Raw genomic sequence first — 23604 nt, 5'->3', positions numbered from 1 at the left:
TTGGAAAGTAAGAGAATTTTAATCCTGGGAGGAAGCGGTTTTTTGGGCAATGCTATTTATAAAGAGCTTTGCAATTATTATGATACCTACGGCACCTACAATTCCGCTAGGCGGTCATTCGAAAACAACCAGCAGTTTTTAAGATATAATCTAGAAGAAGATGACGTTTTCACCATTTTGGAAAAAATCAAACCACACGTAATTATATCTGCCCTTCGCGGAAACTTCGCTTCTCAAATTCAGGCGCATCAGCATATAGTCGAATACTTGAACCAAAACGAATGTACGCTTTACTTTCTCTCGTCTGCCAACGTATTTGACGCTTACAGAAAATATCCCTCTTACGAAAACGACAAGACCTTATCTGAAAGCATTTACGGAAAGTTAAAAATCAAGATTGAAAACATGCTTCTCAGAATTCCCCAGAAAAAAATGGGCATCTTAAGGCTGCCCATGGTTTTTGGTAACGGGTCACCACGTATCAAAGAAATTAAAAAATTGATTTGGGACAATGAGCCTATTGAAGTTTTTCCAAATCTTGTTTTGAACGTTACCAATGATGACAAGTTAACGCAACAGATACATTACCTCATCAATAGAAATAAAACAGGTATTTTTCATTTAGGTAGTAAAGATTTGGTACATCATGAAGATTTTATCAAAGAGGTTGTTGATCGAATCGGTAAATTCAATCCTATCTACAAACGGGTCTTCACCTCTAATGAAGAACGCTATTTGGCCGTTCTGCCCAAAGACAATAAGCTGCCCAAGAATCTAGAAGTGACCTATCAAGATATAATCGACCATCATATCGTAGGCTAAAGCTTTACCATTAAATTCTTTCTTTATTAAGCCCCTAATCAACGTTCTTTTTAGTAGCTTCAAACAATACCTGAACATTTAAAAATTAATATCATGAAAAAATTATCCGATTCAGAAATAAATGAAAAACTTCAAGATTTAGAAGGGTGGGATTATAACAATGGTGCTATAGAAACTACTTTCGAGTTCCATAATTTTAAGGAGGCCTTTTCAACAATGACACGAATAGCCTTTGAATGTGAGGCGCAAAACCACCATCCGGATTGGCAGAATGTCTATAATACTCTAAGTATACGATTGAATACCCATGATGCCGACGGGGTAACTGAAAAAGACTTTAAATTGGCCAAATCTATTGAAGAAATCATCGAGAGCGAATAACAAGTCGTACTTATATAGATACAGTCAGAAGGTTTCTAGATAATTACGTGGGTAGTGAAACATTTTTTTAAATTTGCGTCCACTGAATAAATAGCACAGAATATTATGGGAAGAGCTTTTGAATTTAGAAAGGCCAGAAAAATGAAGCGTTGGGCAGCCATGTCCAAAGCATTTACCAGAATCGGGAAAGATATCGTTATGGCGGTAAAAGAAGGAGGACCCGATCCTGATGCCAATGCGCGTTTACGAGCGGTCATTCAGAATGCCAAGTCGGTCAATATGCCCAAAGATAATATTGAAAGGGCTATAAAAAGGGCCAGTGACAAAAACCTGGGTGACTATAAAGAAGTGCTGTTTGAAGGATATGCCCCCCACGGAATCGCCATTTTAATAGAAACTGCAACCGACAACAATACCAGAACAGTTGCCAACATAAGAAGTTATTTTAACAAGTGTAATGGCAGTTTGGGAACTTCCGGTTCTGTTGAATTTATGTTTGACCATACTTGCAACTTCCGAATCAATGCAGAAGGCCTAGACCCAGAGGAATTAGAATTAGAAATGATCGATTTTGGTGCCGAAGAAGTTTTTGTTGATGAGGATGGGATTTTAATTTATGCCCCCTTTGAAAGCTTTGGCGACATTCAAAAAGAACTGGAATCGCGGGAAATAGAAATTCTATCTTCGGGTTTTGAGAGAATTCCTCAGGTGACCAAAGAACTAGATGAAGAACAGACGGCAGATGTAGAAAAACTTTTGGAAAAAATTGAAGAAGATGATGATGTGCAGAACGTGTACCACACTATGCAGGAATAAATACGCTCACACCCCTTAAATACACGTAAAAGCCTCTATATCAATAGAGGCTTTTATTGTTTATAATCGTTTATATTTCATTATATTTATGCATATTCCGAACTAATACCGAACTAATGAATTTTAACTATTATCTTTCTACTTATTTAAAAAAGAACGGAACCCAATTAATCAGACTTAAAATTGAGACTTCTAAAAAGGATGTCCAGTATATTGACTCTGGAATATCTGTACTAAAAAACCAGTGGGACGACAAAAAGAAAAAAATAAAAAGGCATCCACTTGAAGAAAAACTGAACGCCAATCTCCAATCCTTATTGATCTCTGTTCAACAAATCTATTACAATAACAAAGGGATCTCGGCCAAACGCTTGCTTCTTCTTTATAAGAATAATAAGAAGTATGATACTAGTTCTTTTCTGGACTTCTACCAACAAATAGTCGATGAAGCTAGGTTAAAAGGTAAAATCCGCACTGCCAACACACAACAGAAGTACATCCAAAAACTAAAAAAATTCTCGAGCTACGTTTCATTCTCCGATCTTTCTGTACAATTCGCCAAGGATTATGAAAAATGGATGCTTGAAAAAGGGAATAAAATTAATACAGTCGCCTCGAATTTCAAGTCAATGTATGCAGTTCTAAATAAAGCAATGAAAATGGGTGTTATAAAGGAAAATCCTATAAGAGGCTATACAATAGTAACTGAGAATGTTGAAAAAGACTCATTGACTTTTGAAGAAATCACCAAACTTTCAGAATTGGAAATCCCTGTAAGATTCAAAGGGATGATCAAAGCCAGGGACATGTTCCTATTTTCCTTCTATACCGCTGGCATGAGATTTTCTGATATATGTAAGCTTAAATGGGAAAATATTGCAGGAAATGAAATCGTATATACTATGGGCAAATCCAGAACTAGAGCAGGTGCAAAAAGAACTTTGCCTTTGACTCCTAAGGCTGCGGCCATACTAGAAAATTATAAAGGCAGAAACAATACTTTTATCTTTCCTCCCCTTTATGGAATGGACAATAAAAATGCAGATGAAATAGAACACAAATTATATATTGCCAATAATGCTATAAACCGTTCATTGCGTAATGCTTGTGAAAAAGCAGAAATAGGAAAATGGGTGAATATGCATATGGCAAAACATTCCTTCGCCGACTTTGCGGTAAAGAAGGATACTGGGCTGTTATTGATCTCCAAACTATTGGGGCATACCAAATTGTCCACCACACAGCATTATTTAAAAGATTTTTACCATAAGGAAGAAGCAGAGGAAATGAATAGATTGTTCGGTTAAAGTGCTTTTGGTTCAATATTTAAACTACTTCATTTATAGTGATGTAATACCCTTTGTCCACTCTTATCGATATTTCCCCTTTTCTGAGTTTTTGATTGATCGAATAAATGTCTTCATAAGCATACAGGTATTTTTTGCCAACTTTGAAAAAACTGACTAATCCTAGATCCCGTAAAGCCTGCATGATCTGGCCATTGTACGATACACCAAGCTTTTCGCAAAACGCCTTACCGGTCAGATTAAGGGGTTGTATGTTTACTTGATTGCCCATTGAATTTTACGACACTCTGAATCGATTTATTTGTTCAATCCCTTTCTTTTCTTCTTTCTTTTAGACTTTTTTCTGGCACCATGGTCAGTAAGTTCCAGCTTAAAAGGATTCCATTCCGATTCATCCATTAAAGGCTCGACTATTCCATTTTCCTTAATTTCTCCCACATGACTTTTTGATTGTTGAGCAGAATTTCGAGTGCCTTTTGCAGTCCCATTATTTCTTGGTTCAACCTTGACTGTTCCTTCATCGTTTCCTTCGTCAGCTTGATCAGTTCCTCGTTCTTTTCCATTAGCCGATAATATAACTGAACGGTCTCTTGTTTGCTCATAATCGATTTGTTTTACAATACTGTTCCATGAGAATTTTTTACCTAGGGTACTGCCTTTATATACCACATCTTGATATTTGAAAGATATCCCCGAAACCCTGCCCGTAGTTTTGCTCACGTTAAATTTTGGCGAGATATTTTGCTCTTGTAGCAACTTGATAAATTCTGTTGTGTCCATTGCTTTTGAGATAGCCGGACCGATTCTCTCCTGTAGGACAAGCTTGATAGGTACATCGCCTGTTCTCAGGGTTTTCTCTATTTCCTTTTGGTCAAGTGATTTTTTTCCACCAATTTTTGTTGAAATTTGGGTCAATCCATATTTCCTTTCCAGATTATTGAGCACTTCCCGACTTCTTCTCTTAATGTTGCTATCATTTGTTATCCTGCCCGAATACCTGACCCTATTGGCCACTATATGGATGTGTTCGTGTTCCGTGTCCGTATGACGGTACATAATGAACTGGTTGTTATCGAAACCCATCTTCATTAGATAGTCACATCCGAATGAAGCAAACTCCTTATCGTTTAATTGATCTGAGTAGGGCAGGTTCAAGGAAACATGGAGGACCGCATTGCCCAATCTTGGCCGCAATTGCCTGATCAAATTGAATTCCTGTGTCATATTCACCGCTGTGGATTGTCCGATATTTGAATCGATCACATACCCTACACCTTCGCTTACCTTTTTTTCATTGTAGGCAAGAACACCGTAAAAATCCTTTCCTATGGTTATCTTACCTATCATTGTTCGCAATATTTGATTTGAGCTGTTGCAACAGCATTTTTACCTCCTCCAATTGTTTTATGATATTGAACGGGTCACGGATACCTGAGTTTGAGACCCTGGCAAGTTGGTTCAGGTTGTTTCCCACCCGGCTCAACTCGACAAAGAGTTTCCTGTCCAATGGGGTTATCTTTTTATTCGGCAAGGATTTTCCCGTACATTTTCTTCGGATATATTCGGCAACGGACAGCCCGATGGTTTCTGCATTAACGGAAACTTTGGAATGATCAGCAGCAGTCATCCTGACATTGACCTGTATTGTTTTTAATGACCCAAGTTCTTTTTTTGGCCTTCCCATTTCAAATGATTTAACGCATCACAAGGCAAACTGCAAACAAGGTGCGCAGGGTTTTTGTTAGCAAAAACACAACTTGCTACGTGACCTCCGATTAACTTAGGCCAAACCTAAAACATATCTCAAGTCAATAAGGGCTTTGCCGTACACGGAGTGTTGTACGGTAAATGGATTCAGCAGAGTTTAACGTCCTCGAAAAGGATTTTAAGGGAGGCCTCGGCTTCAGGAACCTGAAAGTACCTATGGGATTCCAACACGAGATGTTGTAGTGCGGATCTATAGCGTGCTTTGCCATGGGCGTTGTCCTCGTAAAAAGTACAGGGATCTTTGGGATGCACCTCCATGGGCGTGGTAAAGGATTTTACGTCCCTGTTCATATACTCGAATCGTTGGGAAGCCCTTCTGTGGATGCGATTAAGGGTAAGTTCTTTGGGGTATTTAGGGACATTGTAGTAGAGTTCCTCCAAGATTACGATAAAGGCCCGTCTGCGGGAAAGTTTCGGTTTCTGCGAAGCGATTCCGATGGCATTTTGCACATCGCGTACCAAACGCTCGGCCAATAGGACCTGTGATTGGGAATATTCCTTGCCGTTGACCTCGGGATGTTCCTTCTTGGCCAAATCTTCCAGATAGCTGAGCAGTTTTTCCGACGGAATCATAATTTAGGTCCGCCCCTGCGTTTGTTTATGTTTGGAGTTCGCTCTATAGCATTTACCAAGACCTTGGCAAGTTTTTCGGACCGAAGGGAGAGGCCGAGCAGGTGTTGTTGCACTATAGAACCCGCCAACAAATAATCGGCCATTGTAGTCTTCCCAGGCCAGAGCTTGGCCTTTACGACAAGATGTAGCAGTACTTGTTCGTGGGCATCGAGACTATAGCGTGCATTTTCCAGTTCCTTATCAAAATTTTTGAGATAAGCTTCGGGGCGTGGTTTCTTTTCTTTCACGGTTTTCTCCACTTTTTTCCATTGGGCCTGCGTCGAAAAACGCGCTGTTAAATAAGCTATGGAGAATCGGCCATATTCCCATTTTCGGTATGACGTAGCTTGGTCCAATAGTTCCATTTCTACAAAATCCGCTAGCGGTTCATTGGACAATGGCCGTTTCAAATCACATTCAATATTTTGGAGTGCTTCCAACTGTAACATCGCAGGACTATCCAGATTGTTCATCAGATGTCTTACAAAGGTTTGGGATAGGTCGAACAGCGGTTGTTTGCCTTCCAGAATTGCCTTTAACAGCAGTTCCCGTTGCCCTTCGGATACCTCGTCATAATGAAGCCCATACGTAAAGATGGCCGTGATGAGGGTTTTCAGTTGCTCGTCCGAAAGCGTGGTCTTTTTGTGGGAAGGGGAAAGACCATCCGGTTCACTGATGACCTCAACGAAAGACTGTCGGTCTATCGGCCGACTGAAATCCAGTACTTTATATAGGGTTTCCGACATGGTATAAATTTAATCAATATAGATTGTTCTCAACTTTTAGGCAAGGGAAATTCCACTCCCATTCTCCAATTCAAAGCGTTCATCTTTTCTAAAAATCCTTGGATTCCTTTGACCAAATCTTCATAGGCCGGCGAATCCCCATAAATCATTTGCTCTTGCATTGTTTTATAATCTGCCTTCCAATCCTCCCTATACTTAGGGGATGGGATGGGCCGTATATCTTGTGGTTGATGCAGATTATAATCGACCCCGCCAAGTTTTGTGAATACATACCTATGGCTTACTATGGTTTCATATAATCCTTGGTCATTAATGGCATTGGCCGCAAATTCTGTTTTCGATAATTGAAAAATATCGTACAAATGACGGCTTAGCCTATCTACCCTTATCTTTTCCTTGGGACGTTGGAATTCCTCATGCAATAGGAAAAGCTTTTCCAAAAAAGTCCTTTCAGGGGTTACGGATGGAACATTCACTGGAGGCTCGACAAATTCGGCATCGGGATATTCTTCATCAACAAAGGAGTTTATCGGTTTTAATCGAAAAGGTTCCCTTAAGGAGCGACAGCCAATCTCAACCTGCACCCTTGGTTGGATGTATCCGGGGGATTTGGTCAGAAATGGATAATAGATTTCTATGATACGGGGGTCTTGGTCACTTGATTCGGCCGGAATGATATTGAAACCCACATCCTTAAATCCGCCGTTCTTAAATCGCTGCTGCAACACTGGATAAAATTTCCCTGAAATATAGGAGCTGGTTTCTTTCCTCAGCTTGGTCAGCTGTTTTTTTGATAGCTCCCCTGAATATCCAAAAAATCCGCGGTCAACGGCAAGGTCGATATCTTCACTAAACCGATCTATCAGTTTCCAAGCCTTGCTTAGCGAGGTCCCTCCTTTAAAGACCAAATGTTCCGCTATCTCCATTTCAAAGATTACCTTTAATGCCTGGACGACCCACCAGTCTTTTTCAACCGCAAAATCAGGTATCCCCGTTTTGTTTTCTACATTTTTAAAGATGGCAAGCCTATCTTCTTTGGGTATATCGTAAAATGTCCTTTTATCCATTTTCCAAGCTCTTTTCCATAATTTTACGGATCCATGCCGGAGCCAATGCTATATCGTGAAGCAGGTCTTTTTGGTCTTCTTTTTTCAATAGGGCAATAATCTTTGCTTCTTCCTCGTCCGTTAATTGTTCCTTTCCTATCTCGCGAAGGGCCTGTATGACCAGTCTGCTTATCTCGCCCTTGGCCGATAAATTCTTGGGGGTGGTCTTCTTTAGTTTTATGCTTCGCTTCCCCAATTTTAATTCCCGGGGAGCTCCATCGGTAAGGAAGACAAGTTTCATGGGTACCTGTGTGCTAAGCCCCAACGCACTTAAAGCATATACCCCGGTAGGTACCAACCTGATCTTGTCCCTTTTGGCTATGGCCCTAGCAATCTCCTCTGCCGTTGGCAATACCTCTCCCACATATTTACTTATCTTGGGACGGACATAGATTCCTTGGGCCACTCTTTTTATATACCCTTCTTTTTCAATCCTATGGAGGGCCAACCGTATGGCTTCAGGTGAACCCAATCCCCGAAAATCATCGGGGAACACTAATTCTCCCTGCTCCTTTTTGGAAATGGATTTTTTTATTTTGGACTCAACACTCTGCATAACACATTCATCTTATCTGTAACAAATTTAGTAAATTTTTGTTACAGAATACCTTTGGCTATTAATCTATTCCTACAATAGTTGCCTTCAAATTTGTTTGCGTAAAAAACGGTAAAATATCTTAAATACGGGAACCAACGGTACACACACCGAACAAAGTTCTCGTACACTATGGAACTACAAAACACGTTCCGCAAAGGTATGGGACCCCGATAGGGGCTTCCATACGTTTGCATCCCGTTTCGAGGGGGTTGAAAATCAGTAGCCGGAAAGACGACCGAATGCGAGCCAGCGCAGCGTGCTCGCTCGGTCAGGCTTGAAGGTGGAGGGTTTTCAATTCCCGCAGAAACCATGGGGAGGGAGAGAAAAAGACGAACCAATGAGAACGATCATTCCAATGGTAAGATCAAGAATATGGCCTCGGCCATCTTTTAGCGATATAATATCCCCAGACCGATAGTTCCATTGCACCGAAGAGCCATACCAAATCTTTTATAAACGGGATACCGACCATGATGAAAAGAAAAAGTAGAAACGGTATTCTCAAAAAACGTTTGAGCCTGAGCATTCCCTGTAAAATAATCCACATAAAAATGATGAATCCCAAAAAGGGAAGTTTTTCGTAAAGAATTTCAAGCGATAGCATGTATATTGGATTTTATAGGGAGCGGATTCGTCCTGCCCGTTTCAAGGTTTACGAATGCCCCGTGATATTTGATTTTTTTGTTCACTAAAAGTTCGTAGAGGCAATGGACGGCCATCGACGACAGGGCATCATTGATGAACAGCGATTGTTCCTGCAACTTGTCCGCATAGCTACACCCTTTACCCTGTTCCACCTCATCCTCCATTTTTGATAGGTCGGGGAACAAATCAACGATATGATCTAACTTTTGTTTTTGCACCTCCCCATTCGAAGGCCGATCATTGTGTTGCAGATTTCCGAGGACATACTGACCAAAGTATTTCCCGTTGCCCAAATCCAACCAATAATGTTGGTTCTCATAGGGATAGGAACTTGAACGGGGATGTTCCAACACCTTTGCCAGTTCCAACCTAAAATCGGCACCGTCCACACAGCTAATGATCAAATTGGCGTGCAATCTTTTATCGTCCGCACCTATCCGTTCGGGAACGGCATCCCATTGCAGTCCGAAGGTATGGTTGACCTTGGTTACGGCACAAATGGCCTTGTTGCCCCCAACATCCTGTGGGGCGTACAACTGTCGGCCCACGTTCGAAGGCTGTACCATATCCCCGTCGAAAACGGTCACATAGATGCCTGGATGCCCTAACTGCACCAAGGCATGGTCGAGCCTTGCCAAACGTGCCAACACGAGGGAACCATTGCCCCCTGCCCCGACCAACGCAATGGTTATGGGATGGGTGGGAGCGAAAAAATAATTCGGGGCGTAGTGGTAATCAGTTTTCATAGACATGCTGTAAAAGTTGGTGGTTCGGGAGTAAAAGGGCTTCCTCGAAATGCATCGTCTCGTGCATCTGGAGCATCAACTCAGTGTAGTTTCCGTTCAGCAGATGGTCGTGGTTCGTATGGGTAAAAACCGACAGGAAAAATTGCTTTTCCACAAAGGCTATGATATCCTCATAAAAGTCCAAATGGCGATAGTGCAATGTCGCATCGCCCATGCACACCTTTCCAGAGGCATAGACGTTCATAAAAGGGGCATGGTAGAGCTCCGTGCCGTCATGGATCGGCTTTTTTCGTGTTATGGCAAAAACGGAAAGCGATTCCCCCGAAAGGGAAAATACCAATTTGGGTATGGGATATGTTCCCGTGGGTATGTCCAATTGCTCCTTAAAAAGAAGCCTTTCCACGGGTCGGTCACAAGACCAGACCAATTGTAACGTCCCCTTGTCCCTGAAATAGAGCAACGGTTTCGGCAATTGACCCTTAAAGGAAAACTCGCATCTGTCCACATCGACCAATTTGAGCATGTCCCTGACCATATCCATAGTAAGCGGAGACCCTGCCCCCAATTTCCCGTTTCGAACGGTATGCCTTGAGAAGTAACATTCGTCGCGTCCGTAGTAGCCATTTATGGCCTCATAACCTATGATGGCTATTTTGGGTTCAAAATGAAATTTCGGGTCGTGTAGGGTGTTTTCTTCCATCAGAGTTTTTTTAAGAGTTCGTTCAAACGGTCCATAAAATTGAAAACGGCATTTACCTGCCCTTCCTTCCGCATAACAAAGGACTTGGTCTCGTTCCCAACTGTGAGTGATGTGTCGTAAATGGTATGGGAGTAGCCGTACTGTGCAATCTCGTTTACAAAGTTGATATAGCCATTTTCCAATTGGGAATCCTCCCTATCCAAAAAGACGATCAGGTCGTCCACCTCCATATCCATATCGTCTTCCAAGAAACATAGGTTGGCAAAGGCATTGAAATCAATATTAGGGGCTTCCAACAGCAAATCCCGCATCATTTTGAACAAGGTGTTCTTTGGTCGGTAGCTTCGCATACAGGCCAACCAATCGAAATCCTCGTATTTAGAATAACCGGAGGCATGGGCCTCGATAAAGCACAGGACACATGGCCCCTCGGCACAACAATCGGTACCGGGGTCGGATTCGGATTCCGAAACTTCGAACGACCATTCGAGCAAACATTCCAAGAGGTAGCCCATCCGTTTGAATATATTGTCAAAGGGCAATGAATGTACAAAAGACAGCAGGGCAGCGAACAATTTTGGACTGCGGATTCGCAGCGAAAATATCGGGGCCATTGGAATCGCCCAAATATGGAGCGCCTCAAAAACAGGCTTCATGACAAGGATGCCATCATTTCCCTCTTGTGTGCATACCTCCTTTAACAGTGCATCGGGAATTTCCCTGTGCAATCGTTGCAATTGTCCGAAGAACCGCATTTCAGGGCAATCGTGCATCAATGCGATTTCTTTGCCCGTAAGCGTATCCAATGCATTTTTCGTCAGGATGCTTAGCGTGTCCCATCGATTTCCGTCGCCACCGTCGAATACCTCGAATCGGGGCAAGATGGGGATGGTCAGGTCAGAAAAAAACGATCCCCTTGTTGGATGTGCTTGGGTCTTCTTGTTCCCGATGACGGCCTCTTCCGCGAATCGAGAATGCCGAACAAGGCCTTGTGGAAGTGCGACAGTTCCCCTTTTGATGGTATGTGCTTCTTTTTCATTCATCGCTATCCTTTGGTTCCCGCTATGGTCTTGAACATAATTTCATGCCGACCGTCGACAATGCCGTTGTCCACGATCTTGGCGTTGGTCAATTCGGGATACACCGAGGCATAGTGGTCTTTGATTTGGTCAGGTGTCCAATTTGGGTCGATGTCGTCCAACAGGGATTCGCCCGAGACGTTCTTTAGCATAAATTTTCGTTCCAATCCTAATACTTCCATAGTGCTTGTGGTTTAAAAAAAGGTGGGTTGTCGGTAGGCTTTCATATCCTCGATGGTCTTTTTAGCCAAAGCGTCGTTTTCATCGAGTTCCAGTACCTTGTTGGCCAGATCCACGGCCTTCTCGTGTTCGACCATCGGGTTGAATTTCTTGCCCTTGACCAGTTCCCTTAGGTCGGACAGGGCTTTCTTCTTTTTCTCCTTACGGTCGTTCGCCATTTTGGTCTTTTCCTCGGCCTTTTTCAGGTTGCTGAGATAGCCGTTGGCATTGTCGAACAGTACTTTTGTTTCCTGCATGGGTTTCCCCAACCGTTCCAAAAAGACGGTATCGATTTCCTCGATGCTGCCCTTGAGCGTAAAGGGCCGTATCGTTTTTAGGGCGTTGTCGCCCTCCGATGCCTTTGGGAGTAGCGAGACCGCACAGTCCGTACCGTGAAAGGAGACCGATATGGAGAATTGTCCAATGCCCGTCTTGCCCAAAGATTTAAAGAATGTTTCCATAGGTATTGCTTTTAATTGTTGTTACAAGATACCCTCAAGAATCTTTAAATCATTGAATATTAAGGATTTAAACCACAATCGACTTCTTCTTCCCCTCACCACAAAATACGCCCCGAAGGGGCGTTGGAACCGGTGTCTGCCTATTGGAGTTGGGCGGTGTAGTTGTACTTATCTGGATGAGCTTTGAGCGCCTCTTAAATTTTTATGGAAATAATTGGCGATAGCTTTCTGGAGATCGAGGAAGTGATAATGTATTTATCTATTAAAATGTCCTATAAAAGGTCAATTAACGAGAATACTAAAAAAGACCAGGGTTGGGACACCTTGACAGAAGCAATAGCATTACGTTTAAACAGTCCCGTAAAATCCCCTTTTTTGTGACATTTATCTTTCCACTTCCTATTACTTGAAAATTAAATTGAATCATCATAATAAGTCGTTTAAAACCAAATGTGTTTTATCCCCTATATTTGGTATATAATGAACATATATTCATTATGCATACGTTGTGTGCAATTCTCTAGATAAAGAAGCTCTATTAATTTTTTAAGCCAAAAAGTTAAATTTTAAGGTAGGAAAATTATACTAAATTTAACCGTTAGTCAGAATTTGAACAACCATCATATTTATGATAAAAGTCTTTATGTATAGTAGAGTTTTGTTTGTCATCCTTTATTTGATAACATTATCTTGTTCTGAAGATAAAAAACAAGAACCATATTTCAACGATTTAGGAGAAATTCCGTTTGATGGACAATTGGATGATAAAAATTTTAAAGTATGTCACGAAGATTTAACAATTCCATTCAATTATGGAGGGTTTGGACTAATTTACGAGGGCGAAAAAAAGAAATTGGTAGAAACTATTAAAGAAAAATTCAATTACCCCCAAACTAAAGGACAAACTGGTTTCATAACAATCCGTTTTATAATTAACTGTGAAGGTAAAACTGGTAGATTTCGAGTTATCGAAATGGACCTTAACCTTAAGGTTAAAAAATTTGACAACAATATTTCTAATGAAATTTTGAATATTACCAAAGGTCTAGATGGGTGGAAATCACTTGAGAGATGGGAGAAAGCATGGGATGTTCAACAATATTTGACTTTCAAATTTGAGGACGGTGTTATAACAGATATTTTACCATGAAAAGGTACATTTTATTCTTTATTCTCATTCTATTTCAAACAATCGCAAGCAGTCAATTAAACTGTGAACTTTTTAAAGATGATTCGGAATGTTACAAGGCGTGCCAACATTATAACCAAGAGAGTCAGCATCAACAAGGTTCGTATGCATCTCAAAAACATTTGAGCGAGGCAATTGATTTGTGTCCAACTTTATCCAATGCGTATTTCGAAAAATCGGTTGCGTTTTTAAAAAGAGGGAAGTTTATTCAATGGAAGGAACTAATGGACAAAGCTGTGGAATTAAATCCCGAACAGCACCTTTCCGATAGAGCTTGGGCTCAGTACGCATTCTTACATAACTATGAAGAAACAATCAAAGATTTAAACAGGCTTATGGAATTAAAGGGAATACCGTTTATTGGTGTTGGGCAAAATGGCGATTACGATTTGCGAATAGTTTTAGCACTTAGCTATAAACTTACCGGCCAAAAGAAAAAAGCTATCGAAATAATTGAAACTGCTATGGCCGACAAAGATTACTATGTTGGACTTTATGACAATCTGCATTTAGGCATTCTTTATCTTGAAAACAATCAACTAGAAAGGGCAATTAAATCTTTTGAAAATCAAATTAAGGAAAATGAATTAGCTGAAGCTTACTATTATTTAGGGAAAACATACTTAGCTCTAAAAAATAAAACGGAGGCAACGCTAAATATAGACAAAGCATTAGAACTATATAAAAGTAATCGCAAAATGTTTAGTCGTTACTATCAATTTACCGACCAAATTTACGAACAAGACATTATTGACTTGAAGAAACTAATATGATGGACAAAAAGTAACGCGTAAATAAAACTGCATACAACAAAGATGCTAAACGTGATGCGGACTTTAGGGCAAAATAAAAGGTCTGTGTATATTTAAAATGTCACTAAATCTTATGGATTTACCTTTGGAACAAAAAAGAAAAAGTAAAATAATAAGCTTTAGCTTCGTGAGTAGACGGAAACGAAAAGATTCCTTGCTTTCGCACTACGCATAGCCGAGACCTTTCTACATATTGCGTAAATCGTGCTTCCGGATTCAATGACTTAAGGCATAGGCAGCACATTCATTTTTTTGCCGACACACACAATCCAACGCTAAAAAAACAAAAGAACTGCTTCTTTCCTTACTTATAGTATTTTCAAACAATCAAGAAAGGTTTTTTAACTAATCAATATACTTCACTAATTTTGTCATCAACTGACAAGTCAAAATATTAAAGTCAAATGAAGAAACATTTTGGAGAATACATCAGACAACTAAGAACCGATAAGGGATTTACGTTAACTCAGTTAGGTGCAAAACTCGAATTAGATTCAGCAAATTTGAGTAAAATAGAGAATGGAAAAAGGGATTTTGATGAAAAACGATTAAACCTTTTAGCCTCTGTATTTAATTTAAACTTAGATGAATTAAGGATTGAATTTCTTAGTCAAGTAATTGCAAAAAAAATTTACGAAAGTAGTTGCTCACTTGATGTTCTTCAAGTAGCAGAAAAAAAAGTTAATTATTTACGTCAAGCTAACTTAAAACAAAAAAGTTTAAAGTTTTAACTAATAGTAAACCAAGAAGTTATTACTACAAACGACAATTTAGCGAATGAGAAATAAAATATTTATAAGTCACGCAACACCCGATGACAATGATTTTACTAGATGGTTAGCGTTAAAACTAATTGGATTAGGATACGAAGTTTGGTGTGACATTCTTTTTTTAGATAAAGGGGTTGATTTCTGGAGCAATATCGAAAAAGTTATAAGAGAAGATACCTGTAAATTTTTACTTGTTTCATCATCTTATTCAAATCAACGCGAAGGTGTTCTTAAAGAATTAGCAGTTGCAGCAAAAGTAAAAAAGCAACTGAAAGATGATAAGTTCATTATTCCATTAGCAATTGATGAACAACTATCTTACGATGATATTAATATTGATATTGTTAGGCTTAACGCTATCGATTTTAAAATGTCTTGGGCAAGAGGTTTGAAAGATATATTAGAAGCGTTCGAAAAACAAAAAGTTCCAAAAGAAGTTGCTGACGCTTCAAAAAGTAATTTACTTTATCAACAAATTTTTCTGCACGATAAAAGTGTAATTGAAAAAGAAGAAATTTATGACTCAAATTGGCTTTCGATATTGTCCTTTCCTGAAGAGTTAAGATTTCACGAATACAATTGGATGCTTCCTAAAAGATTTGACGTAAGAGAACTGACGTTTCCTGCTGTTCGTTACAAAAATTATCTCTGTACGTTCGCTTGGGCCTACGACTTTACATATCATTTACCTAAAACAGAAACATATCATAAGAGCAAAACAATTAGGATACCAACAGAGGAAATTTTATCAGGAAGTTATGATTCTAATTTTATTAGAAATGCAGAATGTAAAAGGCTAATAGTACAACTTCTTAATAAAGCATTTGAATTAAGGATGAAAGATAAAGAAGTTCAAGAATATGAAATGTCTAATAAAACCGCATATTGGCTCGAAAAAGGTAAGTTAGAAAAAGACAAATTTGAGAAAACCATGTTAGTCGGAAAGCAAAAAGATAAAAATTGGCATTTCGGAATTTCTGGAGCTTCAAAACTTTATCCCTTTCCCGTATTAATGATTTCATCACACATATTTTTTACGGCAGACGGAAAAAAATTGATTGACTCTTCAAGCGTTCAACATTCATCAAGAAGAAGACAAGGTAAAAACTGGTGGAATAATACTTGGAGAACCAAACTATTGGCATTTATTAAATATTTATCCGACGATGACACTTCCTTTTATTTAGAAATGGGTAGTGAAGAGAAAGTTTTTGTATCCAATGAACCAGTAAAATTTAAAGGTAACGTAAGCTATAATATTCCTGAAAAAAATACTCTTGAAGAAGAAGCTGAATTATCGGGCTTTAACCAAGGCGAAGATATCGAGGAGCTGGAAGAGTTGATTGAAAATTTAGAAGCTGAATGAAAGAACTTATATACATCGAAGAACCAAAAATACTATTTGCACACGGTCAAAAATGTACTGACGCCAGAGATGGACTTGCCTTATTTGGCCCATTAAATAATCTTTATGGCATTAAGAGTGGCGTTATTGGTACTAAACAAGGACTGAAAATATTTAGAGATTATTTAGACCACATACAAAAACCAATCTATAATAGTAACAGTATTACTAGACCGATGTTTCCCGGTTTTGAAGCTGTTTTCGATTGTAAATGGGAATCCACAGGAATCACATTTAAAGAAGTTACAAATGAAGATATTGGTAAATTTCTTTACAATAGCAGTACGCATAAGCGAACTTACGACTTAGTTTCCCTTTTTATAGACAAGATCATTTCTGCTAATAAAAATGAAGATGAAAATGTCGATGTATGGTTCGTCATTGTTCCAGATGAAATTTATAAATATTGCAGACCAAATTCAGTACTTCCCAAAGAAATGGTTCAGACTAAGGCACTAATGTCTAAATCAAAAGCAAAATCTTTCAGGTATGAACCATCACTATTCCCAGATATCAACATAGAATTAAAAGAACAAGAAAAAGAGGCTGAAACTTATAATTATGACGCACAGTTTCACGACCAATTTAAGGCAAGATTATTAAAACACACCATACCAACACAAATTTTTAGAGAAAGTACGTTGGCTTGGCGCGATTTCAAAAATGCATTTGGTCTGCCAATTAGAGATTTTTCTAAAATTGAAGGGCATTTGGCTTGGACAATTTCAACAGCTGCGTTTTACAAAGCTGGAGGTAAACCTTGGAAATTATCTGATGTCCGAAATGGAGTATGCTATCTTGGTTTAGTTTATAAAAAAGTTGAAAAAAGTAAAAACCCAAGAAATGCTTGTTGTGCAGCTCAAATGTTTTTAGATAATGGAGATGGTACGGTTTTTAAAGGAGAAGTTGGACCTTGGTACAATCCTAAAAATGGACAGTATCATTTAGAACCTAAAGAAGCGAAGGCTCTGTTAAGTCAATCCTTACAATCCTATAAAGAACAGATTGGAGAATATCCTAAAGAGGTATTCATTCACGCAAAAACAAGGTTTAATCACCAAGAATGGGATGCATTTTTAGAAGTGACACCAAAAGAAACTAATCTTGTCGGAGTAACCATTTCAAAAACAAAACCACTCAAATTATACAAAACTGAGGGAGATTATACAATTTTAAGAGGAAATGCATATGTAGTTAACGAGAGAAGTGCCTTTCTATGGACTGTGGGCTATGTTCCTAAAATACAAACTGCATTATCAATGGAGGTTCCTAATCCTTTATTTATAGAAATAAATAAAGGAGAAGCAGATATAAAACAAGTTTTAAAGGATATTTTATCTTTAACTAAATTGAATTATAATGCCTGCATTTTTGCAGATGGTGAACCTGTAACGTTAAGATTTGCGGACAAGATTGGAGAAATACTTACTGCGAGTACTGACATAAAAACACCGCCTTTAGCATTTAAATATTATATCTAATGCCAACGGACGAAACGAAACTGAATTAATATGCTGAAAAAAATTACACTGAAAGGAAAATAGATAAAAGTGTTGGTCTTACCACCAACCAACCCAATTCAGATTAATTCCGGTTCAACTTCAACCTCAGTACTCTAATATAGTCGCTAGTTGCAACTTCTAAAATAGCCGCTCATTTATTGTCGGCGAGATATTGGATTTGCAATATTAGGTTTTGCGCAGGATCAGACCTTCACCGCCCTTTTTCGTTTGAGGTCTTTGATATCCTGTCTTAATACCTGCATTTTGGCCGTCTTTTCCCGAGGGAAGCCAATGGCCGTTTTCTTTCTATGGGTTTCCATCGAACGTAGGTTATAGTCCAGATCGAATTTTTTGGAGCTGATTTCCCGCTGTACCTTTTGACATAGCTTGACGAGTTGCAGGGCCACTTTTTCCGGATCGAACCGTTGCTGTTTTCTGCCAGCGATGTGGATATTCCTGAACTCTAGCCGATAGCAATAGAGATAATTGTGGTTTGAGGGAACATATTCCGCTTGAAAGACCAAATTGGCGTTCAGGGTTTGCAAGCGGGCAACTTGCTTGTGCTTTTGTATGTTCAGGTTCAAATTCGACCGTTCGACCATGGCCAGGCCCAATCCTTTGAAAAATGTTTTGGGTTCCCTTATGTTATGGACACTCGATTCGAGTTCGGAACCCGAAACGAGACCTAGCAAACTTCTTTGCAACTGGCCCATGTCCTCGGGTTCGATTTCATCCATGGGCAGGTTCAGCTGGCTGATCGTATTTTGCGCCCTCTCCAAATCGGCCACTTGGGAAACAATATGTTTGTTTTCCTTTTCAATGCGCTCGATGGCTTTGAAGGAATTGGCCTTGTTGAGCTCGTGCAACCGCTTTTGAGATTGTAGAAACTTTAGGTCATCCGAAAGCTTGACGAGTTGAAACTGGTCCATATCTCCAATCAACGCGGCCTGCATCTGTTCATAGGACAGGCTCTTGTCATCGGGAACGAGGTCGTCATAAATGCGCTTGTTCGGATCGGCCTCCCTGATCTGTTCCCGAAATCTTTCTTTATGGGTATTCAACGAATAGGAAAAGATGTCCGTGGAATCCTTGATGCCGTAGAATCGCTCCACCACCGTATTGCCATAGATTTGGGCCACTTCATTTCCCTTTCGCAGGCCCCGTCCGGCACGTTGGTCGAAGGCATCTGGGGAATAGGGAATGTCCATATGGAAGATACCCACGACCCGTTTTTGGATGTTCGTGCCCGTACCCAATACCTGTGTACTGCCGAGCGCTACCCTAATCTCGCCATTTCGTATCTTTTCTTGCATGAAATCCGTTTTGTTCTTCGCCTTTTCCTCTTGGGCCAAGGCAATTTCATGGGCTGGAATGCCATAGTCTTCCCGAAGGATTTCACGGACCGTTTCATACGAGTTATATTGTCCAGGTTTCCAAACGTTCAGGTCGGAGAACACCAAGCACACCCCTTTGTGTTCCGATGTTTTTTTATAAAGCCCGGCGACATCCCGGCACAGACGCTGGAGTTTGAACTGGTCGAGTTCCGAAAAATCGATGGCGAGATTGTCCTTTGCCAAAGGGTCGATCAAAAGGGACCGGTTGATATTAAGTGCCGTTATGTGGGCGGACTTCATTTGATCCTCGTTGTAAATGGGAACCTTGAACAGGGCGTTTTGGTTCCGATCTTTGGTAAACCTGAGCGAGGCCTGTTTGAGTTCCTCATAGGCTGGTGTCGACTCTAAAATGATAAATTCCCTATCAACCTCAAGGTCATGGGTCCTGAAATGTTTGTCCCTGCAGATATGGGTAAAGGAGTTATACATCTTGCTCAGTTCGGGCAGGTTGGTGTAGTATCGAAATCGAGCGTGCATCCTCGGATCGCCAAAAATATTCGGTTCGATGCTAACGCTCTGCTTCAGGAAAATCGAGGCCCAGGCATCGAAATTGAAGATGTTCTTGCGCTTCAGTGCCGCAGGGGTAAGGTAGCGCTGGTAGGCATACAGTTCGGTGACCGAGTTTTTCAAAGGGGTACCGCTATAAAAAAAGATGTTTTTGTCGGGACCCATCCTATGGTGGATGGATTTTATGCTGATTTCGAGATCTAGGTTCCTTTGACTGTCCGAATGGTTGTTGAGGCCGGAAACGTTCTGGTGTCGGGTCGTGAAACCGATGTTCTTGAAATAATGGGCCTCGTCGATCATCAAGGCCTCGATGCCTAGATCGGTCAGGGTCGTTTCCGTCTCCCCGGACCGTTCCTCCAATTTTTTAAGGGTCGCCTGTAGCTTGTCCTCCAAATGTTCCTTCCTTTTGATCAGGCCCTTAATCAGTTTTTTGGATTCCTTGATATTTCCGTATTCCCTCGCAGTTTGCAGGTCCTGTTCAATCATGTCGATTTTTTCCCCAAGGATATCCATGACGAAATGCCTTGATTTGGGAATCTGTTTTAGATGGCCGTGCTCGGCGATGATAAGGTCGATCGCCCTATGGTTTTTGATCGTTCTCAATGTTTTGGTCCTTTTGTCCTTTGCCATGTTCTTCGAACTTAATCGGAGGATGATCAGTTGGGGGAAATTGGCCCTGATCTCGGCCTCGATCTGGGGGGCCACACTCTTTAAGGTCAATAGCAGGGTTCTCCTGCTCTTCCCGTGCTGTTTCAGCTTATGGGCCAGCATGGCCATGGATAGGGTCTTGCCCTTTCCGACCTGATGATCGTTCAAGGCACTCCCTTTGGTAAGCCCGAAGAGGGTGGAGTCGATCTGATGCTGGTAGGGCGGGTAGACCAAGGTATCGGGAAAGGTGAGCCATCCCTTGGGCACCGTGATATTGACATCGGCCAAAAAGGCCTGGTAATAGTTGTTCTCAATGGTGGCCTTCAACTCTTGCCGCCCTTCGATAAAGGACTTGAAGTGGAGCTGCAGCTCCTCGTAAAGATTTTGGGCCATCAAGGTGGCATCCTTGTCCAATTTCCTAATGGTCTTTCCCGATCGGTCCTTGTAGGAAGTAAAAATGACCGGATACCTATTTTCCGCAAAATGTTGCAATATCCGTTTATAGTTCGCCTTGACCTCATGGCGGAGCACCACACTGAATCTTTCGTGGGCCTCTTGGTTAAAGTCCCTTGGGAACATCAAGGTCAGGGTGGAGTTGAACTGCGCCATATTGATCTGTACCTTCTCGCCTATGAGTTCCTCCAAAAAGGACTCTTTTGCGGAAATAGGAATAAAATGGCTTTCGAAATTGAACTCGATATCGTCCAGGTCCAACTTTGCGGGAAGCAGTTCCGTCAATGCCCGTTCCATTTTTTCCGTTTCGATTTCGAATGGTGGAGGATGGTTCCCGACATACTCGATCTTATCCTGGATATAGCCACTCGAAAATAGGAAATAGGGCACCACTGCATAGCCCGTTTCGGATTCCCTATCGGGCTCTAGAAAAAGGGAGCGGGTTTCCAGCCCGTTCAGCAACAGTTCCTTTTCGTTGGTCTTAAAGGCTCTTGTGATGGCTGCTATATCGATCTGTCCGTTATGGTCAAATTGGTAGCGCGCCATTTGTTCGGGATTCTCGAATCTGGGTTCCTTTGAGTCGGATGTATCTGTGCCAATTTCAGCAGAAGCGGTTTCATCAGGTTTGGTTTTGGCGCGGGGAGCCTTTAGAAATCGTTTCAAGGTGAACGACGGATTTTTGCCATAACCCTTTCCGTCCTCCTTTTTCTCAAACTGTTGGCGGACCTGCTCGAAATAATGGTCGTCCTTCAGAAATATGAGATGCCCCTTTAGGAATCCCCACTTAAAATGGAAGGTGTCCAATTGGTAGTCCAGGTCCTGGAAGCGTCTGGCAACTTCTTGCTCCGGAAGTTCCCTTTTTTCGATATTGAGGTTGAGCAGTACGAGCTCGTTCCGCATACGGGCATAGTCCGCCACCAATTCCCTGATTTTATAGGGTACCTTTCTTGTGCTCTGTGGGTCGGTGTAAAACAAAACTTCGCCCTTCTTGTTAAAATTGTAGGTACCAAAAAACAACCGGGAGTATTGTTTGGCTTCTTTATCGTGCAAGGCAATCGGAGGTAAAACCGTATCGACGATAGGAGGCGTTGGTGGTGCTGCCGTTTGTTCCTCGGCTATGGCCTCCTTTGGCAAGGGTTCCGGTTTTTTCGGTATATCTAAAGGTGCCGGACCGACCTCGAACTTGAAACCATCGGATTGTCCTTCCAGAAAATTCGACAGGGATATTTCGTTAGGTTCAACAATAATGCTTGGCCTGTTGTGGAAAAAGCCGAGCTTGGGCGTACCGTGAACATTTCCCGGATTGTTCTTGAAAAAACGATTGGTCAGAAAGGATTGACCTTCCAGTTCAACGGCTTCGGTTTCCGCAAAATCCATTTCGTCGGTGGATAGCGTTTTTTTGTTGGAAGTCCTACGGTACACCAATAGATCGGATACGACCTTTGTGCCCTCGTTGGTGAACAAGTCCGTGTTGAAACGGTTGGCCAGGAGCAAGTCGTTCTCCAATAATATAGACTCCCTAAAATCATTGTAGGCACTTCGCTCGGCAAAGGCCGAAGAGGTAACCAAGGCCGTGATACCGTCATGGCGTACCATCTTCGGGGCATAAAAATTGAAATAATTGCCCACGTTTTTGAGCGGGCCTTCAGTCAGGTAATCGTGTCGATACGCCTTGGTGATGGGAATGTCGCCAAATGGGATATTGGTCATGACCAGATCGAAGCGGGTCTTTTCGCCCTGGTCCAGAAAAAAATCCTCAAAAGTGGTGTTCAGTACGGTTACACGGTCGTTTTTTTGGTTATTGGACTTGAGGATCTCAAAGGATAGGATATCAGGTTCCAAAGCCGTGATTTGGGCTTCGGGGAACGCCTTTTTCAATTCCTGCACATAGGCCCCATTGCCCGCCGAGGGTTCCAGTATGGTCTTGGGTTCAAACCCGTTCTTTTTTAGAAGACCGATTTTATATTCGATAAGGGTCTTGGGCGTATAGTAGCTGGTCAGATGGTACCGCCGCAACGAATCCAGGATTTCCCTGAAGGTCTCCGGAAAAGCCTGTTCAATCGTCCGCAGCAACTGTTTCCCTTGCTCCTCTTTTCCGGAGGGAGGATAGAACAACAGTTCCCCCAACTTGGCAAGTCCGGAATTGTTGATATAATAGTTCTTGGGATTCGATGCCTTTATCAAGGCAACGATCTGGGCCAAATGTTCCTGTTTCATCCCGGACTATTGAAGCGATTTCAGAATCTCCGCCCTTCCCTTTGGGTGTTTTTCGTTCAGGGCCCGATAGATGTCCGACAGGGCTTCATTGGCATGTTCCAGCGCAAGGGGCATGATGTGGCCGTCCTCAAGAAACTGTTCCTGCAATTTGGCGTGCAGGATATGGGCATTGATGGCAAAATCAAAACGGTATTCCGCGGCATCCAAACGGGCGGTAAGGTTCGGATAGGCCTCCAACGCGTAAAAACAAAAATGAAGGTCGGGACCGCATTCCCCGCTGGCAAGCTGGCGCTCCCAGTCCTTGATCGTTTCCGGATGTTCAGTTCGGAACCTTTGGGTTTCCGAGGTAAGCAATAGTTCTTCCTGTGTCATGGATTGTATTTTTTAAGGTTTGTTCGACGGTGTAAAATCAATTGTGTATTCGATGTTTCGCCATGGAGTTTCGTTCAATTCGATAAGGTGTTCGTACAAGGCGTTCTTGAACAGCATCACGCCGTCAAGTGAATCTAAGCGATAGAAAACGTGTCGACCCTTTTCGGAGCGGATGAAAAGCTCATAGGCCTCTTTCTCGGTGCTTTGGCTACATGGTGATAATATATCCGAAGTAAAATCCAACAACGTGGTAATACTGTCCATAAGGAAAGCATCCCGTAGTAGGGGACGGCCGTTTATATCGAAAATCGTTATCTCAAAAAGCATGGT

At 41.3% G+C, this 23604-nt stretch carries 24 protein-coding genes; 9 read left to right on the top strand and 15 right to left on the bottom strand.

The annotated features are described in order from the left end of the window. The 4 genes from D1013_RS08115 to D1013_RS08100 all read left to right on the top strand — a co-directional run bounded on the left by D1013_RS08115 (nt 1) and on the right by D1013_RS08100 (nt 3326). A complete protein-coding gene (locus D1013_RS08115; RefSeq protein WP_121848355.1) occupies nt 1–822 on the top strand; it encodes a sugar nucleotide-binding protein in 822 nt (273 codons plus the stop codon). Nucleotides 823–915: 93 nt separating this feature from the next. Continuing rightward, entirely contained in the window at nt 916–1203 is a 288-nt protein-coding gene (locus D1013_RS08110) for a 4a-hydroxytetrahydrobiopterin dehydratase (protein WP_121848354.1), read from the top strand. A 105-nt stretch (nt 1204–1308) separates the two neighbouring features. Then, nucleotides 1309–2019, top strand: a complete 711-nt coding sequence (locus D1013_RS08105; protein ID WP_121848353.1) for a YebC/PmpR family DNA-binding transcriptional regulator — start codon at nt 1309–1311, stop codon at nt 2017–2019. Nucleotides 2020–2135: 116 nt separating this feature from the next. Next, nucleotides 2136–3326, top strand: a complete 1191-nt coding sequence (locus D1013_RS08100) for a site-specific integrase (protein ID WP_121848352.1) — start codon at nt 2136–2138, stop codon at nt 3324–3326. Between the two features lie 19 nt (nt 3327–3345). Here the strand turns inward: D1013_RS08100 and D1013_RS08095 are convergent, their stop codons facing one another. From D1013_RS08095 to D1013_RS08035, 12 genes are all read right to left on the bottom strand, one after another. Beyond that, nucleotides 3346–3597, bottom strand: a complete 252-nt coding sequence (locus D1013_RS08095) for a hypothetical protein (protein ID WP_121848351.1) — start codon at nt 3595–3597, stop codon at nt 3346–3348. Nucleotides 3598–3623: 26 nt separating this feature from the next. Further along, nucleotides 3624–4673, bottom strand: a complete 1050-nt coding sequence (locus D1013_RS08090) for a relaxase/mobilization nuclease domain-containing protein (protein WP_121848350.1) — start codon at nt 4671–4673, stop codon at nt 3624–3626. Beyond that, nucleotides 4663–5010 (bottom strand): plasmid mobilization protein, encoded by a 348-nt coding sequence (locus D1013_RS08085; RefSeq protein WP_121848349.1) that lies wholly within the window; start codon nt 5008–5010, stop codon nt 4663–4665. The genes D1013_RS08090 and D1013_RS08085 overlap by 11 nt, the downstream gene beginning before the upstream one ends. A 170-nt stretch (nt 5011–5180) precedes the next feature. After that, the gene (locus D1013_RS08080; RefSeq protein ID WP_121848348.1) at nt 5181–5666 is read right to left on the bottom strand and encodes a hypothetical protein; all 486 of its coding nucleotides are present in this window, start codon (nt 5664–5666) and stop codon (nt 5181–5183) included. Further along, nucleotides 5663–6451, bottom strand: coding sequence for a hypothetical protein (locus D1013_RS08075; RefSeq protein ID WP_121848347.1), 789 nt, complete (start codon nt 6449–6451; stop codon nt 5663–5665). Before D1013_RS08075 ends, D1013_RS08080 begins: the two co-directional genes overlap by 4 nt. 29 nt (nt 6452–6480) lie before the next feature. After that, the gene (locus D1013_RS08070; RefSeq protein WP_121848346.1) at nt 6481–7518 is read right to left on the bottom strand and encodes a nucleotidyl transferase AbiEii/AbiGii toxin family protein; all 1038 of its coding nucleotides are present in this window, start codon (nt 7516–7518) and stop codon (nt 6481–6483) included. Then, nucleotides 7511–8113 (bottom strand): DUF6088 family protein, encoded by a 603-nt coding sequence (locus D1013_RS08065; protein ID WP_121848345.1) that lies wholly within the window; start codon nt 8111–8113, stop codon nt 7511–7513. The genes D1013_RS08070 and D1013_RS08065 overlap by 8 nt, the downstream gene beginning before the upstream one ends. 632 nt (nt 8114–8745) lie before the next feature. Continuing rightward, the gene (locus D1013_RS08055) at nt 8746–9552 is read right to left on the bottom strand and encodes a PRTRC system ThiF family protein (RefSeq protein WP_121848343.1); all 807 of its coding nucleotides are present in this window, start codon (nt 9550–9552) and stop codon (nt 8746–8748) included. Next, nucleotides 9536–10246: a hypothetical protein gene (locus D1013_RS08050; protein ID WP_121848342.1), complete on the bottom strand. Its 711-nt coding sequence runs from the start codon at nt 10244–10246 to the stop codon at nt 9536–9538. Before D1013_RS08050 ends, D1013_RS08055 begins: the two co-directional genes overlap by 17 nt. Beyond that, nucleotides 10246–11289, bottom strand: coding sequence for a hypothetical protein (locus D1013_RS08045; RefSeq protein ID WP_121848341.1), 1044 nt, complete (start codon nt 11287–11289; stop codon nt 10246–10248). The genes D1013_RS08050 and D1013_RS08045 overlap by 1 nt, the downstream gene beginning before the upstream one ends. Nucleotides 11290–11291: 2 nt before the next feature. Beyond that, nucleotides 11292–11507, bottom strand: a complete 216-nt coding sequence (locus D1013_RS08040) for a PRTRC system protein C (RefSeq protein WP_121848340.1) — start codon at nt 11505–11507, stop codon at nt 11292–11294. A 12-nt stretch (nt 11508–11519) separates the two neighbouring features. Continuing rightward, on the bottom strand, nt 11520–12005 hold the full coding sequence (locus D1013_RS08035; RefSeq protein ID WP_121848339.1) for a PRTRC system protein E: 486 nt from the start codon (nt 12003–12005) through the stop codon (nt 11520–11522). 628 nt (nt 12006–12633) lie between these two features. Between D1013_RS08035 and D1013_RS08030 the strand changes: the two genes are divergently transcribed. The 5 genes from D1013_RS08030 (at nt 12634) to D1013_RS08010 (ending at nt 17662) form a co-directional block, all read left to right on the top strand. After that, the gene (locus D1013_RS08030) at nt 12634–13155 is read left to right on the top strand and encodes a hypothetical protein (RefSeq protein ID WP_162987843.1); all 522 of its coding nucleotides are present in this window, start codon (nt 12634–12636) and stop codon (nt 13153–13155) included. Continuing rightward, nucleotides 13152–13967 carry a tetratricopeptide repeat protein gene (locus tag D1013_RS08025; protein WP_121848337.1) on the top strand — a complete coding sequence of 272 codons (816 nt, stop codon included), beginning with the start codon at nt 13152–13154 and terminating at the stop codon, nt 13965–13967. Before D1013_RS08030 ends, D1013_RS08025 begins: the two co-directional genes overlap by 4 nt. A 443-nt stretch (nt 13968–14410) precedes the next feature. Next, entirely contained in the window at nt 14411–14737 is a 327-nt protein-coding gene (locus D1013_RS08020) for a helix-turn-helix domain-containing protein (RefSeq protein ID WP_109649957.1), read from the top strand. Nucleotides 14738–14783: 46 nt separating this feature from the next. Continuing rightward, on the top strand, nt 14784–16142 hold the full coding sequence (locus D1013_RS08015) for a toll/interleukin-1 receptor domain-containing protein (protein WP_121848336.1): 1359 nt from the start codon (nt 14784–14786) through the stop codon (nt 16140–16142). Further along, nucleotides 16139–17662, top strand: coding sequence for an argonaute/piwi family protein (locus tag D1013_RS08010; RefSeq protein ID WP_109649955.1), 1524 nt, complete (start codon nt 16139–16141; stop codon nt 17660–17662). The genes D1013_RS08015 and D1013_RS08010 overlap by 4 nt, the downstream gene beginning before the upstream one ends. Nucleotides 17663–17886: 224 nt before the next feature. Here the strand turns inward: D1013_RS08010 and D1013_RS08005 are convergent, their stop codons facing one another. Genes D1013_RS08005 through D1013_RS07995 form a run of 3 tightly spaced genes read right to left on the bottom strand, consistent with a single transcriptional unit; the run spans nt 17887 to nt 23601 of the window. Further along, nucleotides 17887–22902 carry a helicase-like domain-containing protein gene (locus tag D1013_RS08005; protein WP_121848335.1) on the bottom strand — a complete coding sequence of 1672 codons (5016 nt, stop codon included), beginning with the start codon at nt 22900–22902 and terminating at the stop codon, nt 17887–17889. A gap of 6 nt (nt 22903–22908) precedes the next feature. Beyond that, nucleotides 22909–23274 carry a hypothetical protein gene (locus tag D1013_RS08000; RefSeq protein ID WP_121848334.1) on the bottom strand — a complete coding sequence of 122 codons (366 nt, stop codon included), beginning with the start codon at nt 23272–23274 and terminating at the stop codon, nt 22909–22911. 12 nt (nt 23275–23286) lie between these two features. Continuing rightward, complete coding sequence (locus D1013_RS07995; protein WP_121848333.1) at nt 23287–23601, bottom strand: hypothetical protein; 315 nt, start codon at nt 23599–23601, stop codon at nt 23287–23289. Nucleotides 23602–23604: the final 3 nt, after the last annotated feature.

It is taken from the genome of Euzebyella marina (assembly GCF_003687485.1).
Classification (GTDB): Bacteria; Bacteroidota; Bacteroidia; order Flavobacteriales; family Flavobacteriaceae; genus Euzebyella; species Euzebyella marina.
This window is presented reverse-complemented; position numbering and strand designations above follow the sequence as displayed.

Coding starts and splice junctions, on each gene's coding strand:
- D1013_RS08105 (WP_121848353.1), top strand. CDS start 1,309: ATGGGAAGAGCTTTTGAATTTAGAAAGGCCAGAAAAATGAAGCGTTGG.
- D1013_RS08035 (WP_121848339.1), bottom strand. CDS start 12,005: ATGGAAACATTCTTTAAATCTTTGGGCAAGACGGGCATTGGACAATTC.
- D1013_RS08030 (WP_162987843.1), top strand. CDS start 12,634: ATGATAAAAGTCTTTATGTATAGTAGAGTTTTGTTTGTCATCCTTTAT.
- D1013_RS08065 (WP_121848345.1), bottom strand. CDS start 8,113: ATGCAGAGTGTTGAGTCCAAAATAAAAAAATCCATTTCCAAAAAGGAG.
- D1013_RS08085 (WP_121848349.1), bottom strand. CDS start 5,010: ATGGGAAGGCCAAAAAAAGAACTTGGGTCATTAAAAACAATACAGGTC.
- D1013_RS07995 (WP_121848333.1), bottom strand. CDS start 23,601: ATGCTTTTTGAGATAACGATTTTCGATATAAACGGCCGTCCCCTACTA.
- D1013_RS08045 (WP_121848341.1), bottom strand. CDS start 11,289: ATGAATGAAAAAGAAGCACATACCATCAAAAGGGGAACTGTCGCACTT.
- D1013_RS08015 (WP_121848336.1), top strand. CDS start 14,784: ATGAGAAATAAAATATTTATAAGTCACGCAACACCCGATGACAATGAT.
- D1013_RS08075 (WP_121848347.1), bottom strand. CDS start 6,451: ATGTCGGAAACCCTATATAAAGTACTGGATTTCAGTCGGCCGATAGAC.
- D1013_RS08095 (WP_121848351.1), bottom strand. CDS start 3,597: ATGGGCAATCAAGTAAACATACAACCCCTTAATCTGACCGGTAAGGCG.
- D1013_RS08090 (WP_121848350.1), bottom strand. CDS start 4,673: ATGATAGGTAAGATAACCATAGGAAAGGATTTTTACGGTGTTCTTGCC.
- D1013_RS08055 (WP_121848343.1), bottom strand. CDS start 9,552: ATGTCTATGAAAACTGATTACCACTACGCCCCGAATTATTTTTTCGCT.
- D1013_RS08025 (WP_121848337.1), top strand. CDS start 13,152: ATGAAAAGGTACATTTTATTCTTTATTCTCATTCTATTTCAAACAATC.
- D1013_RS08100 (WP_121848352.1), top strand. CDS start 2,136: ATGAATTTTAACTATTATCTTTCTACTTATTTAAAAAAGAACGGAACC.
- D1013_RS08040 (WP_121848340.1), bottom strand. CDS start 11,507: ATGGAAGTATTAGGATTGGAACGAAAATTTATGCTAAAGAACGTCTCG.
- D1013_RS08010 (WP_109649955.1), top strand. CDS start 16,139: ATGAAAGAACTTATATACATCGAAGAACCAAAAATACTATTTGCACAC.
- D1013_RS08080 (WP_121848348.1), bottom strand. CDS start 5,666: ATGATTCCGTCGGAAAAACTGCTCAGCTATCTGGAAGATTTGGCCAAG.
- D1013_RS08070 (WP_121848346.1), bottom strand. CDS start 7,518: ATGGATAAAAGGACATTTTACGATATACCCAAAGAAGATAGGCTTGCC.
- D1013_RS08110 (WP_121848354.1), top strand. CDS start 916: ATGAAAAAATTATCCGATTCAGAAATAAATGAAAAACTTCAAGATTTA.
- D1013_RS08005 (WP_121848335.1), bottom strand. CDS start 22,902: ATGAAACAGGAACATTTGGCCCAGATCGTTGCCTTGATAAAGGCATCG.
- D1013_RS08020 (WP_109649957.1), top strand. CDS start 14,411: ATGAAGAAACATTTTGGAGAATACATCAGACAACTAAGAACCGATAAG.
- D1013_RS08050 (WP_121848342.1), bottom strand. CDS start 10,246: ATGGAAGAAAACACCCTACACGACCCGAAATTTCATTTTGAACCCAAA.
- D1013_RS08000 (WP_121848334.1), bottom strand. CDS start 23,274: ATGACACAGGAAGAACTATTGCTTACCTCGGAAACCCAAAGGTTCCGA.